At 69.2% G+C, this 16,569-nt stretch carries 11 protein-coding genes; 9 read left to right on the forward strand and 2 right to left on the reverse strand.

The annotated features are described in order from the left end of the window. Positions 1 to 8: 8 nt before the first annotated feature. From AACX88_RS12780 to AACX88_RS12790, 3 genes are all read left to right on the forward strand, one after another. Positions 9 to 1,241, forward strand: a complete 1,233-nt coding sequence (locus AACX88_RS12780; RefSeq protein WP_339393320.1) for an MFS transporter — start codon at positions 9 to 11, stop codon at positions 1,239 to 1,241. Positions 1,242 to 1,579: 338 nt separating this feature from the next. Beyond that, entirely contained in the window at positions 1,580 to 5,182 is a 3,603-nt protein-coding gene (locus AACX88_RS12785; RefSeq protein WP_339393321.1) for an efflux RND transporter permease subunit, read from the forward strand. A 26-nt stretch (positions 5,183 to 5,208) separates the two neighbouring features. Then, positions 5,209 to 5,976 (forward strand): CPBP family intramembrane glutamic endopeptidase, encoded by a 768-nt coding sequence (locus tag AACX88_RS12790; RefSeq protein WP_339393322.1) that lies wholly within the window; start codon positions 5,209 to 5,211, stop codon positions 5,974 to 5,976. A 20-nt stretch (positions 5,977 to 5,996) separates the two neighbouring features. Here AACX88_RS12790 and AACX88_RS12795 read toward each other — a convergent pair whose 3' ends face one another. Then, entirely contained in the window at positions 5,997 to 6,641 is a 645-nt protein-coding gene (locus AACX88_RS12795; RefSeq protein ID WP_339393323.1) for a VOC family protein, read from the reverse strand. 219 nt (positions 6,642 to 6,860) lie between these two features. Here AACX88_RS12795 and lysX point away from each other — a divergent pair, with 219 nt between their 5' ends. Genes lysX through AACX88_RS12810 form a run of 3 tightly spaced genes read left to right on the forward strand, consistent with a single transcriptional unit; the run spans position 6,861 to position 11,702 of the window. After that, entirely contained in the window at positions 6,861 to 10,073 is a 3,213-nt protein-coding gene (gene lysX, locus AACX88_RS12800) for a bifunctional lysylphosphatidylglycerol synthetase/lysine--tRNA ligase LysX (RefSeq protein ID WP_339393324.1), read from the forward strand. 20 nt (positions 10,074 to 10,093) lie between these two features. Beyond that, positions 10,094 to 10,840 carry a DUF998 domain-containing protein gene (locus AACX88_RS12805; RefSeq protein ID WP_339393325.1) on the forward strand — a complete coding sequence of 249 codons (747 nt, stop codon included), beginning with the start codon at positions 10,094 to 10,096 and terminating at the stop codon, positions 10,838 to 10,840. Further along, positions 10,833 to 11,702 carry an alpha/beta fold hydrolase gene (locus AACX88_RS12810; protein ID WP_339393326.1) on the forward strand — a complete coding sequence of 290 codons (870 nt, stop codon included), beginning with the start codon at positions 10,833 to 10,835 and terminating at the stop codon, positions 11,700 to 11,702. The genes AACX88_RS12805 and AACX88_RS12810 overlap by 8 nt, the downstream gene beginning before the upstream one ends. 28 nt (positions 11,703 to 11,730) lie before the next feature. Here AACX88_RS12810 and AACX88_RS12815 read toward each other — a convergent pair whose 3' ends face one another. Beyond that, positions 11,731 to 12,219: an inorganic diphosphatase gene (locus AACX88_RS12815; protein WP_339393327.1), complete on the reverse strand. Its 489-nt coding sequence runs from the start codon at positions 12,217 to 12,219 to the stop codon at positions 11,731 to 11,733. A 124-nt stretch (positions 12,220 to 12,343) separates the two neighbouring features. Here AACX88_RS12815 and AACX88_RS12820 point away from each other — a divergent pair, with 124 nt between their 5' ends. The 3 genes from AACX88_RS12820 to tilS are packed head-to-tail and all read left to right on the forward strand — an operon-like array spanning position 12,344 to position 16,005. Continuing rightward, positions 12,344 to 13,864 (forward strand): D-alanyl-D-alanine carboxypeptidase/D-alanyl-D-alanine-endopeptidase, encoded by a 1,521-nt coding sequence (locus AACX88_RS12820; RefSeq protein WP_339393328.1) that lies wholly within the window; start codon positions 12,344 to 12,346, stop codon positions 13,862 to 13,864. Beyond that, complete coding sequence (locus AACX88_RS12825; RefSeq protein WP_339393329.1) at positions 13,861 to 14,877, forward strand: zinc-dependent metalloprotease; 1,017 nt, start codon at positions 13,861 to 13,863, stop codon at positions 14,875 to 14,877. The genes AACX88_RS12820 and AACX88_RS12825 overlap by 4 nt, the downstream gene beginning before the upstream one ends. A gap of 3 nt (positions 14,878 to 14,880) precedes the next feature. After that, positions 14,881 to 16,005 (forward strand): tRNA lysidine(34) synthetase TilS, encoded by a 1,125-nt coding sequence (gene tilS, locus AACX88_RS12830; protein WP_339393330.1) that lies wholly within the window; start codon positions 14,881 to 14,883, stop codon positions 16,003 to 16,005. Positions 16,006 to 16,569 lie beyond the last annotated feature (564 nt).

The following is a 16,569-nucleotide window of genomic DNA, read 5'->3' on the forward strand; positions in this document are numbered from 1 at the left end:
CGGCCGCGATGAGAACCTCGCGTCGACTGCCCAAGGAGATCTACGTCCTCGTCGCCGCGGCGTTCATCGTCGCCCTCGGCTACGGCATCATCGCCCCGGTCCTCCCGCAGTTCGCGGCGAGCTTCGACTTCGGGGTGACGGCTGCGACGATCGTCGTCTCCTCCTTCGCGTTCTTCCGCTTCGTCTTCTCACCGACCTCGGGCCGGCTCGTCGACGCCTTCGGTGAACGCCGCATCTACATCACAGGCCTCCTCATCGTCGCCGCCTCCACCGCCGCCGTGGCCTTCGCCCAGGACTACTGGCAGCTGCTGATCTTCCGCGGACTCGGGGGCATCGGGTCGACGATGTTCACCGTCTCCGCGATGGCGCTCATCATCCGCCTCGCCCCCGTCGACGCCAGAGCCAAGGCCTCGAGCACGTACGCCACGGCGTTCCTCGTCGGCAACATCGCCGGCCCCGTCCTCGGCGGTCTCATGGCCGGGTGGGGGATGCGCATCCCGTTCCTCATCTACGCCGTCGGACTCGTCATCGCCGCAGCCGTCGTCCGGGTGTTCCTCGGGTCGACCGCCTCGGCGGGATCGAAGACGAAGCTCGGCCGTGCCCGTCTCGCCGAGGCGGCCGCCGAGCCCGCGCAGGAGGTGATGACCTTCCGGCAGGCCTGGAAGGACTCAGCCTACCGGGCGGCGCTGGTCTCCGCGTTCGTCCAGGGCTGGTCGGCGATGGGCATCCGGGTGGCCATCTACCCGCTCTTCGCCCTCCAGGCCCTGCACGCCGACGCCGCCGCAGCCGGTCTGGCGCTGACGATGTTCGCGCTCGGCAACGCCTCCGCGGTCGCCCTCGTCGGCCGCTTCGCCGACACGCTGGGACGCAAGCCGTTCATCATCTGGGGCCTGCTCACCCTCGGACTCTCGACCGCGGCCCTGGCGTTCACCGACGCCCTCTGGCTCTTCTTCGTCCTCTCGGTCCTCGCGGGCATCGGATCCGGTCTGGCCAATCCCGCCCAGCAGGCCACGGTCGCCGATGTCGTCGGCCGTGACCGCAAGGGCGGGCGGGTGCTCGCGAAGTACCAGATGGCCCTCGACGGCGGTGCGATCCTCGGGCCCATCCTCGCCGGCGTCATCGTCGACCACTTCAGCTATGCGTGGGCGTTCGCGCTCACCGGGGCGCTGGCCATCCTCGCCGCCGCGTACTGGCTCACCGGCCGCGAGACCCGGCCGCCGGCGCTGCGCGACGATGCGTAGAGGCGCCGGTCCCGGGTGCGGACTCCGGGCGCTTGGCGGACTCCGGCACGGTGATCCGACACCAGCACGGTGGTCCGACACGGGCACGGTTCGCAGACCGTGCTGGTGTCGGAGGACCGTGCTGGTGCGATTTCGCCGCGTGGGCGGGACGCCGCCGCAGTGCCCAAGCGCGGCCTGCCGTTTCGCAGAACCTGCACAGGGTGCACTGAGAAGAATGCGCGCCGCGGGGTCACTAAGATGAGCGTGGTGTCGCCTCATGGCCGCGGCCGCCTGCCGACACACCGCGTGCCGGCGCACCAGCCACCGACACACCGGCCACCCGAGCAGAAAGAGCCCCTGTGAGTTTTCTGACCCGTCTGAGTCTGAAGAACCGAGCGCTCATCGCGCTCATTTCCGTCGTCGCGGTGATCTTCGGCGTCATCGGCGCCGGGGCGCTCAAGCAGGAGCTCTTCCCCTCACTCGACAACCCGCAGGCCACGGTCACCGCGACCTACGAGGGTGCGACCCCGCAGGCCGTCGAGAGCGAGGTCACCGACCCGCTCGAAGGCGCACTGGCACCCCTGTCCGAGGTCGAGGACATGACCTCAGTGTCCTCGGCGGGCAGTTCGACGATCACCGTGAGCACGAAGTACGGGGTCAACTCCGACGACATCGTCCGCTCGCTGCAGCGCGCGGTCTCCCAGGTGCAGTCCCAGCTGCCCGACGGCGTCGAACCGAACGTGCTCACCCTGAGCACCGACGACATCCCCGTCCTCGCCCTCTCGGTGACCTCCGACGCGAACGAGGACAAGCTCGCCGCCCAGCTGACCGACATCGTCGAACCCGAACTGAAGAAGGTCGACGGCGTCTCCCAGGTCCAGATCGCCGGGGCGAAGACGAAGCAGGTGGAGATCCGCATCCGGCAGAACGACCTCGAGGACGAAGGCGTGAGCCTCGACGAGGTGGCCGGTCTGCTCCAGTCCAACGGGATCCCCACCTCGGCGGGCGACCTCGAATCCGGCAGCGGATCGGCACCGGTCGAAGTCGGCGCCCGCCTGCGCTCGGTCGACGCGATCAAGGCCCTGGCGCTGGGCGGCACCGACGGGCCGGTGAAGCTCTCCGACGTCGCCGACGTGTCGATCGCCGACGCCCCAGTCCAGTCGATCTCCCGCACCAACGGCAAACCCTCCCTGTCGCTGTCGGTGATGAAGGAATCGGACGCGAACACCGTCGACGTCTCCCATGCGGTCTCTGCGAAGCTGCCGGGTCTGGCGAAGACGATGGGGGAGAACACCGAGTTCGTCTCCGCCTTCGATCAGGCCCCGTTCATCGAGCAGTCCATCGACGACCTCCTCAAGGAGGGCATGCTCGGCCTCGTCTTCGCCGTCCTCGTCATCCTCGTCTTCCTCCTGTCGGTGCGGGCGACGATCATCACCGCGATCTCCATCCCGCTCTCCCTCCTCATCGCCCTCATCGGCCTGTGGATGGGTGGGGAGACGCTCAACATGCTCACCCTCGGCGCCCTGACGATCTCCGTGGGTCGCGTCGTCGACGACTCGATCGTCGTCATCGAGGCGATCAGACGACGGCATGCGGCAGGGGGCGACAAGTTCGCGAACATCCTCTCCGCCGTCGCCGAGGTGGCCGGAGCCATCACCGCCTCGACCCTGACGACGGTGGCCGTGTTCCTCCCGCTCGCCTTCGTCACCGGCCAGACCGGGGAGATGTTCCGACCCTTCGCGCTCACCGCGACGATCGCACTGCTCTCGAGCCTCTTCGTCGCGCTGACGATCGTGCCCGTCCTCGCGTACTGGTTCCTCCGCCAACGTGAGGCGAAGGTCAAGCTCACCGCCGAGGAGAAGGCGGAGATCCGCCGCAGCCGCCGGCAGATGCTCACCGAGTGGCGCACGGAGAAGAAGGCGGCGAAGAAGGCCGCGAAGAGGCAGAGCATCGTCGCAGCCGCCCGCCACGATGCCGGCGGCGACGTCGAGACCGACGAGGGCATCGTCCCCGCCGGCCGCGCGGCGCGGACCACCGGGGGTGGGGCACGGACTGCAGAGGCCGCCGAGGTCGACGAACTCGCGGCCCTGCACTCTCCGGTGACCCGGCTGCAGAAGACGTACCTCCCGGTCATCGCGTTCTCCACGAAGCACCCGGTGCTCATGATCCTCGCAGCGCTCATCATCCTCGTCGGCACCGGGGCGATGGTCCCGCAGCTGAAGACGGAGCTCTTCGGCGACACCGGTCAGGAGCAGCTCGAGGTCTCGCAGACCTTCGACCCGGGCACCGACCTCGACGAGGCCTCCGAGCAGTCGAAGCAGGTCGAGGACATCCTCGCCGCCGACGATCGCATCGAGTCCTACCAGGTCTCGATCGGCGGTTCGGACTTCGGCTTCGCCACGGATGCGGGGCTCAACGGCACGTTCATCGTCAACGCGAAGTCCGGGGTCTCCGCACAGTCGATCAGCACGGAGCTGCAGAAGAAGTTCGACGCGCTCACCGGAGTCGGCCAGGTCGAACTCCGCGACCAGAGTTCGACCCCGGGTGCGCAGACCATCGACGTCACCCTGACCTCGAGCAACACGAAGGTGCTCGAGGACACCACCCAGAAGGTCGCCGACCGTCTCGAGTCGGTGCCCGGGGCGCAGTCGGTGACCAGCGACGTCGAAGCCGTCCAGCCCGTCATCGAGGTCAAGGTCGATTCCGAGAAGGCGGCCGAGGAGAACCTCACCGAGGCGGCGATCGGCCAGTACGTCCAGCGGGCGATGCGCGGACAGAACATCGGGCAGGTCGTCATCGACGACGTCACCCAGTCCGTCCTCCTCTTCGACCGGGAGGCGAAGACCGCCGAGGAGCTGCGCAAGCTCAAGATCCCCGGCAAGCCCGAGAGCCCGTCCGCCGCGGCGGGTGCCGGGGCAGCTGGGGCCGGCGCAGCGGGTGCTGGAGCGGGGGCCGGCGCGGGGGCTGCCGGCGCTGGTACGGGCGCTGGGGCCGCTGCGGCGCCGACGCCGGAACCGCGCTACATCAGGCTCGACGACGTCGCGGACGTCGAGGAGATCACGACAGCCCCGAACATCCGGCACACGAACAGTCAGCGCTCGACGACGGTGTCGGTCACGCCCGAGGGCGATGACCTCGGTTCGGTGTCGGCGGCAGTCCAGTCGGCGCTCGGCGATGTCGACATCCCCGACGTCGTCAGCGTCGACACCGGCGGGGCGACAGAGGAGCAGCAGGACGCGTTCTCGCAGCTGGGCCTGGCGATGCTCGCGGCGATCCTCATCGTCTTCGTGATCATGGTCGCGACCTTCAAGTCCCTCCTCCAGCCGCTCATCCTCCTCGTCTCGATCCCGTTCGCCGCCACCGGTTCGGTCGCACTCCTCCTGCTCACCGACACCGCGATGGGGCTGACGGCGATGATCGGCCTGCTCATGCTCATCGGCATCGTCGTGACGAACGCGATCGTCCTCATCGACCTCATCAACCACTTCCGGGCGCGCGGGGTCGAACTGCGCCCGGCGATCGTCGGCGGTGCCCGACTCCGCTACCGGCCGATCCTCATGACCGCGGCCGCGACGATCTTCGCGCTCGTGCCGATGGCCCTCGGGCTCACCGGCGGGGGAGTCTTCATCTCCAAGCCGCTGGCGATCGTCGTCATCGGCGGCCTGGTCAGTTCGACGATCCTCACCCTCATCCTCGTCCCCGTCCTCTACCTCCTCCTCGAAGGGGCCAAGGAGCGCCGGGCCGAGAAGCGGCATGTGAAGAATATGGCCCGCGGGCAGGTCCTCGATGCCGCCGAGGCGCGCGCCGCCGAACGTGAGACGGCGAGCGTGGGCGCGCCGAACGCGGGTGCTGCCGGCGTGAGTGCTGCAGAGGGAACCGACGCCGCGGGTGCACCGGACACTGGTAACGTGCGCGCCGACGGCGCGGGCCGCTCCGTGTCACCCGACGAGCCGAAGCACTGAGCGGCCAGCGGGGCGAGCCGTACAGTATGAGCATGGACACCGAGCTCGAGCCGCGGGAGCGCCGGCGCCTGTGGTTCGAGCTCGGGCTCGTCGCGGCCCTCTCCCTCGGTCAGTCGGCGGTCTACGCCGTCGTCAAACTCCTCGACATCGTCACCCGCGGTCCGATCAGCGATGCGCAGGCGAAGCTCAACACCTCACTCAACCCGAGGCCGGTCTTCGACTTGGTCTACCAGCTCCTCGACATCGGGTTCAGCCTTGTGCCCGTTGCCCTCGCCCTCTACCTGCTCAGCCGCGATCCCGACCCGGAGCCGCTGAGCCGCCGCCTCGGCGTCCACGGCAGACCCGTGCGGGACTTCGGCTACGGGGTGCTGCTCTTCGGGATCATCGGCATCGGCACGCTCGGCGTCTATGCGGGCGGCAGGGCACTCGGGATCACGGCCGAGGTGCAGCCGGCCAACCTCGGCGACTACTGGTGGACGATCCCCGTCCTCCTGCTCTCGGCGGCGAAGAACGGGGTCCTCGAGGAGGTCCTCATCTTCGGGTTCGGGGCCGAGCGGCTGCGCCGGCTCGGCTACGGGCCGTGGACGATCATCGCAGCCCTCGCGCTCTTCCGCGGCAGCTACCACCTGTACCAGGGGATCGGGCCGTTCATCGGCAACGTCGCGATGGGCATCATCTTCGGCTGGTTCTACCTGCGCACGCGCCGGCTCATGCCGATCGTGTGGGCGCACACCCTCATCGACGTCGTCGGCTTCCTCGCCCCCGGTGTGCTCTCCCTCGTCGACACCCGCTGAGATCCCGCCGAGGCAGAGCCTCAGATCGTGACGAGACCGTTCTTCTCGGTCGCGAACGTCACGGACATGATGCCGGGAGCGCCGTGGGGTGCGGACCAGTCGATGTGGATCTCCGGGATCGGCTTGGCATCATCGGTGCCGAGCCAGTCGCGCAGACGGTCGCGGTCGCCCGCGATCTGCAGGGTGTCGATGGAGACGTCGTCGTTGGTCTTGTACGACGAGGGGTGCTGGGACGAATCGGCTGACCACTTGATGAAGAACGGCAGCTGGGGGTCGGCGATGAGCCCCTTGACTCCGATCTGCAACCACCTGAGCTCCTCGCCCGACTCCGGAGTGCGGTTGCCGTCGACGGCCTTGCGCTCGAGACGGGTCTCGACCTCGGAGAGGTCGTCGACGGACACGCACCAGCCCATCCAGCCGCCGCCGAGTTCGGAACGCGTCCGCACGGCCTGACCGAAGGGGGTGGAGAGAGCGGCCGGGTGCTCCAAGGCTTCGACGACTTCGAGGTACTGGCCGTTGGCAAGCGGGAAAATGAGATTCCTGGTACCGAAACGCGGATGCACCCCGCCGTCGTAGGGAACCACTCCGAGCTGCTGCGAGATGCGCTCGGCGGTTGCTGTGTAACCGTCTGGTTCGCTGGCGAAGGACACATGGTCGAGTTTCATGTCACGAGAATCGCATAACCTGGCTCACACTTCTCATTAGGCTCACCTAACCTGAAACGGGGCGTCGAAATCGCTCTCTGCGACCCCGCTGCGGGAGGTGGTCCGGCGCGGCAGTTTCAGTTGATACGGCAAAGGACGAGCAGGGTGCGACCGGTCTCAGGGGTCTGCGCCTGTGTCACCTGGAGACACGGCCCAGACCTGTATGACGGGATTCTCCCTATGCCTCCCACCCCCGCTCACACGACCTCCGGCGGATCCCCGTTCTTCGTCCGCTGGCTGCCCCGAGTTCTGACCATCCTCGCCCTCCTCATGCTCCTCCAGCTCATCACGCCCGAGGGCTCGTGGCTGTTCCGAGCGCTCGAGTTCTTCTGGATGTGGGTCGTCCCCGTCACCCCGATCGACTTCGTCTCCTCGGTCATCCTCATCCTGCTCGCGGCGGCCCTGAGCTTCCGGAAGCGCTTGGCGTGGTGGATCCTCCTCGCCCTCCTCGTCGTCATCATCGCGCTCATCGGCCTCGTCATCGTCGTCGCCTACCTGGTCTCACCCGATATCCTCGGCTGGGACCTCGCCACGAGTCTCGTCCTGCCGATCGCCGGCATCATCGGTCTCCTCGTCTACCGCAGGTGGTACATCGCGAAGACCCAGCCCCGCGGCTTCCTCAAGGCCATCGCGGTCCTCATCGCCGGCCTCGTCCTCACGGTCATCATCGTCCTCACCGCGCAGTACATCATCGGCGGACTGACGATGATCGAGGCCAGGGATATCCTCGCCGAGCTCTTCGGGTTCAAGGAGAACACCGAATCGAGCTGGATGCTCACGGTCTTCGGCTTCGGCTCCGGTCTGAGCATCATCCTCGCCTTCTGGACCCTGCTGCGCTCCTCCCGGGACTCCGAGCGCATCGACATCGACCAGGAGCGCCAGATCCGCGTCGGACTGGCCAACCACGCCTCCGACTCCCTCGGCTACTTCTCCACCAGGCGCGACCGCTCGGCGTTCTTCGCCGAGGACTGCGTGCTCACCTACCGCGTCCAGGCAGGCGTCTGCCTCGTCGCCTCCGACCCGATCGGCCCGCCCTCGCAGTGGCCGGCCGCGGCACGCCAGTTCGTCGCGTTCGCCGAGTCCTACGGATGGGTGCCCGCGGTGCTCGCGGCCTCGAAGCAGGGTGCGCAGGCCTACCATGACGCCGGACTCAAGGTCCTCCACGTCGGCGACGAGGCGGTGCTCCTGACCAAGGACTTCACCCTCTCGGCGCTGCCCGAGGTCCAGCGCGCCGTCGCCAAACTCACCGGGCTCGGCTACACGATCCGCATCCGCCGGCAGGGCGACATCGACGCCGAGGATCTCGAACGCCTCGGCCGCTTCGCCGACGAATGGCGCGATGGTGACACGGAGCGCGGCTTCTCCATGGCGCTCGGGCGCTTCGGGGATCCCGCCGACGCCGACGGTCTCGTCGTCGAGGCGCTGTTCCCCGCCGACGCCGGAACCCTGGCCGAACAGACCGCGGGCCTGCTCTGCTTCGTGCCCTGGGGCGAGACGGGAGCCTCCCTCGACCTCATGCGCCGCCACCCGTTCGCGGAGAACGGCGTCACCGAGTTCATGGTCGCCGGCCTCATGCGCGAGGCCCCGGACGTGGGCATCGCCGCGGTCTCGCTCAACTTCGCCGTCTTCCGCTCGGCCTTCGAACAGGGCAAGGAGCTCGGCGCGGGACCGATGAAGCGTCTGTGGCGCAACGTCCTCCTCTTCGCCTCCCGGTTCTGGCAGCTCGAATCCCTGTACCGCTCGAACGAGAAGTACCACCCCGAGTGGGTGCCCCGCATGCTCTGCTACCCGGAGGGCTCCGACCTCGCCCGCATCGGCCTGGCCGTGAGCATCGCCGAAGGGTTCCTCAATCCGCCGAGGATCTTCGCCAAGGGCAGCCACGACCAGCCGATCTACACCCCCGCCGAGGCGGCCCCGCTGCTCGGCATCACCCGCACCACCGCGCCCGCCGAACCGGCGCTGCGCGTCTCCGACCAGGTCAGGCACCGCCTCGGCGTGCGTGAGGCGATGCTCGAATCCGGGGTCGAACCCTATCCCGCGCAGGCGGCGCCCGCGGCCGCGAAGGGCACCGTGCTCGCCGGCCGGGTGCTCGGCATCCGCGACCACGGCGGCGTCGTCTTCCTCGACGTGCGCTCCCAGGGCAGCGACACGCAGCTCGTGTGCGAACGCGAGGTCCTCGGTGAGGAGTCGATGCGGCAGCTGAGGTCGTGGGTCTCCCGCGGCGACCGCATCTCCGTGACCGGGCGCGAAGGCACCTCCCGCACCGGCACGCCCTCGTTCCTCGTCACCTCGTGGACGATGTCCGCGAAGTCCCTGCAGCCGTGGCCGAGCCTCCATCAGGGCCTGACCGATCCGGAGGCGAAGGTGCGTCAGCGCTACCTCGACTTCACGATGAACACCGGCCAGCGCGACCTCATGGTCATCCGCTCGAACACGTTCCGCACGATCCGCGAGACCCTCCAGTCCCGCGGCTTCCTCGAGGTCGAGACGCCGATCCTCCAGACCGTGCACGGGGGTGCGAACGCGCGCCCGTTCCTCACCCACATCAACGCCTACAACCTCGACCTCTACCTGCGCATCGCTCCCGAGCTCTACCTCAAGCGCCTCCTCGTCGGCGGTTTCGACCGGGTCTTCGAGATGGGCCGGAACTTCCGCAACGAAGGTGTCGACGCCACCCACAACCCCGAGTTCTCGATGCTCGAGGCCTACCAGGCCGGCGGGGACTACAACACGATGCGCGAACTCACCCGCACGATGGTCATCAATGCCGCCGAGGCGGCCCTGGGCACCACGGTCGTGCGCGGCACCGTCGACGGCGTCGAACACGAGATCGACCTCGCCGACGAATGGCGCACGGTCTCCCTGACCGACATCGTCTCGGAGAAGATCGGGGACGAGGTGACGACGGCCACCTCGGTCGAGGAGCTGCGCGCGATCGCGACCCGGGTGGGCATGACCGTCAACCCGAAGTGGGGCTGGGGGATGCTGCTCCAGGAGATCTACGAGGAGGTCGCCGAGGAGTCGACGGTGGCCCCGACGTTCTACACGGACTTCCCGGCCGAGACCTCGCCGCTGACCCGCCAGCACCGGGAGGACCCGATGCTCGCGGAGAAGTGGGACCTCATCATCTTCGGCTCCGAGTTGGGCACCGCGTACTCCGAGCTCGTCGATCCCGTCCTCCAGCGCGAACGCCTCACCGCGCAGTCGCTGGCCGCGGCCGGCGGCGATCCCGAGGCGATGCAGCTCGACGAGGACTTCCTCCGCGCCCTCGAATACGGCATGCCGCCGGCCGGCGGCATGGGCATGGGACTCGACCGGCTCGTCATGCTGCTCACCGAGCAGACGATCCGCTCGACGATCACCTTCCCCCTGGCCAAGCCCAAGGGCCACTGAGACGGGACGAACGGACACAGATGCGCCGCACCTTCGCAATCCTGCTCGCTGCCGGAGTGCTCCTCTCCTACGACTCGTGGGTGCTCCTCTTCCTCAGCCCCTACCCGTTCCCGCTCACCGGCTACGTCTCGGAGCTCGCTGCCGCCGATCAGCCGTACTCGTGGCTCTTCCGTTCGGGTGATGCGCTCGCCGGCAGCCTCATGGTGCTCATCGCGATCCTCGGGGTGCGGGGATGGCGGCCCCGCTTCGGGCGCGCGGCGATGCCGCTGGCCGTGGCGATCGGGGTGGCGGGGCTCGCGACGATCGGGGACTCCATCGCGGCCCTGCCGTGCACGCAGACCTTCGACCCGGTGTGCTACGCGGAGTACACGGCGAATCCGCTGCGACCCGATTTCCTCCTCCACGCGATCGCCTCCTCGATCGTCGCCATCGGCGCCATGGCGAGCCTCGTCATCGCGGTCATCGCGCTGCGACGCCGCGGCAGCCTGGGCACCGCGTACGGCCGCGGCGTCCTCGCCGTGCTCGGCGTCCTCATCGTCGCCAACATCGGCTCGGTGATCATCGAGATGACGTGGCGGGCCGGGCAGGGCTACATCCAGGCCCTCGGGGTGCTCGTGCTGGCAGCCTGGGCCGCGCACCTGGGCTTCATCGCCGTCATGGACAGAGGTGCCGCCGTCGACCGGGGCGCAGTCGACCGGGGCGCCGACGATCGGGGCGCCGAGGCGGACCGCGGTGCCGCTGTCGACCGGGGGAGCGCGGATGCCTGACTCGCTCGCCCGCTGGTCTCGGTCGACCGTCGACGGCTTCACCGTCTATCGGAGGCCGGCGACCGCCTCGGCGGGGGAGAAGGACACGGTTCCCGGTCACAGCCCGGATCCCGTCCTCTTCCTCAACGGCTGCGCGCTGGCCGCCGCCGGCTGGCTTCCCGTCATCGAGCAGATGCCCGACCGTGACGTCATCGCGATCGACCGACCCGGCTTCGCCGACACACCCTGGCCGGGCACGCTGCCGGACCTCGCCGGGGAGCTCGCCGCGATGGAGCGCGCGATCGAGGGTCACCCGCGGGTCGTCATCGTCGCGCATTCGATGGCCTCGTTCCGGGCGGAGGCGTTCGCGAGGCTCCACCCGGGCAGGGTCGCAGGAATCGTCCTCGTCGACCCTTCGATCGAGGACTACCGGTTCCGGGGGCCGGCCGGGAGGTTCTCACTGGCGACCTGGCTGCCGATCATCGGGGCATTGGTCAGTCGGGAGGAGATCGGCGAATTCGTCTCCTGGCTCTCCCACCAGGGCTTCCTCCGTCAGACGGGGTCGGGGCGGGTGCTCGACCCCGAAGCGTTCAAGGACCCGTACACCGACCCCGACACGCTCAAGGCCTCGATCGCGGAGTGGCTGAGCTACCGCAGTCAGGCCGCGGACCTGCAGTCCCTGCGGCGGCGCACCGATCCGGTCCGCGCCCGCACCTCGGCGCTGCTCGCCCCGCCCCTGCCGGGAACTCGGCGCTCGGCCATCCTCGCCGATTCCTTCGCCGATCTCGTGCGGCACGAGATCCGCGACTCGCGGCACCTGATGATGATCGACCGCCCCGACATGATCGTCGAGGCGGTCGATGAGGTCAGCGCCGGGCGCTGAGCGGTGCGTGCAGATCAGTGTCGGCTGATCAGTGTCCTTCGGCCTTGAAGCGGTCGATCGAGGCGGTGACCTCGGCTTCGGCGGCTTCGCGGCCGACCCAGTTCGAACCCTTGACGAACTTGCCCGGCTCGAGATCCTTGTAGCGGGTGAAGAAGTGCTCGATCGCGTCGAGGGTGAACTTGTCGACGTCGTCGATGTCCTGGTAGCTCTCCCAGCGCGGGTCGCCGGCGGGAACCGCGAGCACCTTGTCGTCGCCGCCTGCTTCGTCCTCCATCTGGAACATGCCGATGGGGCGGACGTCGACGAGCACACCCGGGAACAGGGGCTCGGTGAGCAGGACGAGCACATCGAGGGGGTCGCCGTCGTTGCCGAGGGTGTCCTCGATGAACCCGTAGTCCGCGGGGTACTGCATCGAGGTGAAGAGGTAGCGGTCGAGCTTGACCCGGCCGGTCTCGTGATCGACTTCGTACTTGTTGCGCGAACCGCGGGGGATCTCGATGGTGGCCAAGAGTTCCATAGTGCTCCTTAAGCGTTAGGGTGGCATCACTAGGATAGAGCCTACAAGTGCCCGCCGAGACATCCTCAGCCCTCCTCCGCTCGGCCGCGCACGGCCCACCTCCGAGACGAACGGGAGCCCGCGTTTGAACCCCACCCCAGACACGCGCACACGCGAGCCCGGGAGCAGACGCCGACGCGGTCGGATCGCCGCCGGCATCACCGCGGGAGTCCTCGTCGCCGGTGCTCTCGGCTACGGCGTCGCCGACGCCGCCGACGTCGTCCCGGGGTTCCTCACGACCGAACCGCAGATCCCCGTCGATCCCGTCCCCTCACCGCAGGCTGGGGGCAAGGACGTGCCCGCCCCCGCCTCGGCGCTCGATGCCTCCGCCCCGATCCCGGCGGCCGCGGGTACGGAGATCGAACGCATCCTCGGCGAATCGAAGGTCAAGGGCTTCGGGGTCGAAGTCCGAGACGGGCTGACCGACAAGAAGCTCTTCGCCACGGACGAGAACCGGGCGCGCACCCCCGCCTCGGTGACGAAGGTGCTCACCGCCTCGGCGGCGTTGCTGGCGATCGGGGGAGAGCAGCGGCTGTCGACGACGACCCGGTTCGACCCGGGCACGCAGACGGTCACCCTCGTCGGCGGCGGCGACTCCCTGCTCGGTGCCGGGGAGTCCCAACCGGGCGCCGTCAACGGCCATGCAGGGCTGAAGACCCTGGCCCAGGACACGGCGGACGCACTCAAGGAGCGGGGGACGACCGAGGTCGCGGTGGGCCTCGACACGAGCCGCTACCCGGGCAGCGACTTCAACCCCGGCTGGGAGCGCGCGGACATCGCCAAGGGCATCATCTCCCCGATCCAGCCGTTGATGATCGACAGCGGGTACGTCGGAGACCCGAAGAACGCATGGCGGGGACGCAGCGACAGACCCGCCGAGGTGGCGCTGACCGCCTTCCGGACCGAACTCGAAGCCGCCGGGATCACGGTCACCGCGGCACCCGAGCAGGCCGTGAAACCCACCGCGTCCGCGCAGCCCTCGGGGACGGCGCAGCCTTCCGGTACCGCCGGGCCTTCGGAGACGGCCGGGTCCGATCGGGTCGCGCAGCCCTTGGCCTCTGTCGAGTCCGCGACGATCTCCGAGATCGTCGAATACGCCCTCGTCCACAGCGACAACGTCGTCGCCGAGGTGCTCGGCAACGAGGTCGCGATCGCGCAGGGCATGCCCGGCAGCCTCGAGAACGGCCCGAAGGGCGTCATCGCCGCCCTCGAGGACTCGGTCGACCTCGGACAGACGAAGCTCAACGACACCTCCGGACTCGACTACGGCAACCGGATCAGCCCGCACGACCTCACCACGGTCCTCCAGGCCTCGGTCGTTGCGAAGGATTCGCTCTCGAGCCTCATCTCCTACTTCCCCGTCGGCGGACTCACAGGCACGCTCACCGACCGGTTCGCGGCCGACCCCAACGCCGCCGGCGTCGTCCATGCGAAGACGGGGACGCTGTCGACGGTGACCTCGCTGGCCGGGGGAGTCCTCGACGCCGACGGCCGCTACCTCGTCTTCAGCGTCCAGATCGACGGCGTCGACAAGGGCAAGATCCTCGAAGCCCGCAAGACCGTCGACGACGTCGTCTCCGCCCTCTCCGACTGCGGCTGCCGATGATCGTCGACGAGAGGTTCGCCGTCCGCACGGCCAGGGAAGTCGTCTCCGCCGCGAAGCCGCCGCCCGCCGGTGAGCTCGAGGCGCTCGTCCACGAGATGAAGGAGGACGCGCTCACCGCGCAGGACCTCGTCGTCGACGCGTTCCTCCTCGACCAGGACCGATCCGACGAGGTCCGTGCTCGGCTGGCCGCGGGCTCGGTGCTCGTCCTCGACCAGGTGGGCTGGATCAAGGCCAACGCCGAATCCCTCAACGGCATGGTCGATGTCTCGGCCCTGCCCGCCGAACCGGGACCGGCCTCGCGTCGGGCAGCTGCCGCCGAGGTCGCAGGCGTCCTCTCCCTCCTCTCGACACGCGTGCTCGGGCAGTTCGATCCCTTCGCCCGAGAGACCGGTCGGCTGATGTTCGTCGCCCCCTCGATCCTCATCGCCGAGGAGGCCATGAAGGTCACCCCCAAGGACTTCCGCATGTGGGTGGCGCTGCATGAGGCCACGCACCAGGTCCAGTTCGCGACCGCCCCGTGGCTGCGCGAGCACATGCGCAGCCTCCTCTCGCAGGTCGTCGCCACTCCGCTCCAGGCGCCCGGGCTCTCGACGATCGCGGAGGTCTTCGCCGTGCTCGGACGGATTATCCGCGGGCAGGCGAGCATGGTCGACCTCATCCGCAACGAGGGGATGCGGGCGGCGCTCACCGACGCCTCGGCGATCCTCAGCCTCCTCGAGGGCCACGCCGATGTCGTCATGGACGAAGTGGGCCTCGGCGTCATCCCGAGTGTGGGCAAGCTGCGCCGTCGGTTCGAGGCTCGTCGCGACGCCGGTCAGGGCGGGTTCCTCTCGAACCTGCTCGGCATGGACCTCAAGCTCGCACAGTACCGGGACGGGGCGAAGTTCGTCCGCGAGATCCGCCGTGAGGTGGGACAGACCGGCTTCGGCGCCGTCTGGGACCGCCCGGAGAACCTGCCGACGAGTGCGGAGATCCACGCGCCGCGACTCTGGCTCGACCGCGTCCACGGGTGAGTCGTGGCTGAGTCCGCACAGTCCGCCGAGGCGGCACAGACCGCTGGGTCGGCAGAGGCCGCTGAGGCGGCCGGGTCTGTCGGGTCTGCTGGGCCGGCTGGATCCGCGCGGTCCGGTCGGCGGCCGACGCTCGATCCGGCGAGCGGGGCGATCCGCAATGCCGTGCGCGCCGGACTGGGGAAGGGCGGCACCGGTGCTGGCGGCGCGGCTCGCGCCGTTTCGCGCATCGTCGTCGCCGTCTCCGGGGGAGCGGATTCGATGGCTCTGCTCCACGCGTGCGCCTTCCTCCACCGACGCGGCGAGGTCGAAGCGTTCGCCGTGACCGTCGATCATGGTCTCCAACCTGGATCCGCCGAGGTGGCCGCCGAGGTGGTGGCGACCGCGGAGTCGTGGGGTGTGCCCGCAGAGGCGGTGCGGGTCGACGTCGCCGCCGGTCCTGAAGGCCTCGAAGCGGGAGCGCGGGACGCCAGGTATTCGGCCCTCGAGGCGGTGCGGGCACGGGTCGACGCCGAGTGGATCGTCACCGCGCACACGCGCAGCGACCAGGCCGAGACCGTGCTGCTCGGGCTGCTGCGCGGTTCGGGGACGCGGTCGCTGGCAGGGATGGCGGTGCGCACGGGCTCGGTGCTGCGACCGCTGCTCGACATCGATCGGGCCACGACCGAGGCATCGTGTACGGCACAGCGCATCACGGTCTGGGATGACCCGATGAATGCCGATCGGGCGTATGCCAGGGTGCGGGTCCGGTCGCTGCTCACCTCCCTCGAGACTGATCTCGGCCAGCCGGTGACCGACAACCTCGCGCGCACCGCCCAGCTCTGCCGTGCCGATGCGGACTTCCTCGACGAGTCCGCCGCTGCAGCCGTCGCCGAGGTCAGCGGTCGGTCCGAGATTCCGGTCGAGCGCCTCGGCGAGCTGGAGGATGCGATCCTCACCAGGGTGCTGCGAGTATGGCTCGTCTCGCTGGACGTGCCCGCGCAGGCGTTCGGTGCCGCGCGGATCGCCGAACTCACGGCCCTCATCAGGGCGAACGTGAACGGTCGGCTCTCGCTTCCCGGCGACACCGAGGTCGCCGTCTCACACGGCAGCGTCCGCTTCGGCCCCGCCGCCAAGTCCCGGCGCCCCTGAGCCCCGAACGCTCGGGTGCCCAGACGCCCAGCGCAACCCGGTGGCTCCACGGCAACTCTGCGGAGGCGCAAGTCTCTCAACAACCCGGAGGCTCACACGCCACCTTGGGCGGCACACACCACCCGCCGCGCCACACACCACCCGCCGCGCCACACACCACCCTCAGCTCTGCACTGCCTACATCGAGCAGCACGTCCTACCCTTCTACGGGTGGTTTGAGCGGCTGAAGGTGCCGTTCGGATTCGGCGCCTCCAGCCGAAGCACCCCGGCGGCTCACACACCACCCTGGGCGGCACACACCACCCTGGGCTTCACAAATCACCCGCAGCTCCACCCACCACCCGCAGCTCGGCAGCGCCTACATCGAGCAGCAATTCCTACCCTTCCACGGGTGGTTTGAGCGGCTCAAGGTGCCGTTCGGATTCGGCGCCTCCGGCAGGAGTAACCCGGTGTCCGCCGCAGATGCCCGCAACTCCGCCCCTGTGCGGCCGCAACGCCCAGCCCGCAACGCCGAGCCCGCAACGCCGCAATGCCGCTCCCGGCCCGCACCGCAGCGCTGTGACC

The organism is Brevibacterium metallidurans (assembly GCF_037101285.1).
GTDB classification, from domain to species: domain Bacteria; phylum Actinomycetota; class Actinomycetes; order Actinomycetales; family Brevibacteriaceae; genus Brevibacterium; species Brevibacterium metallidurans.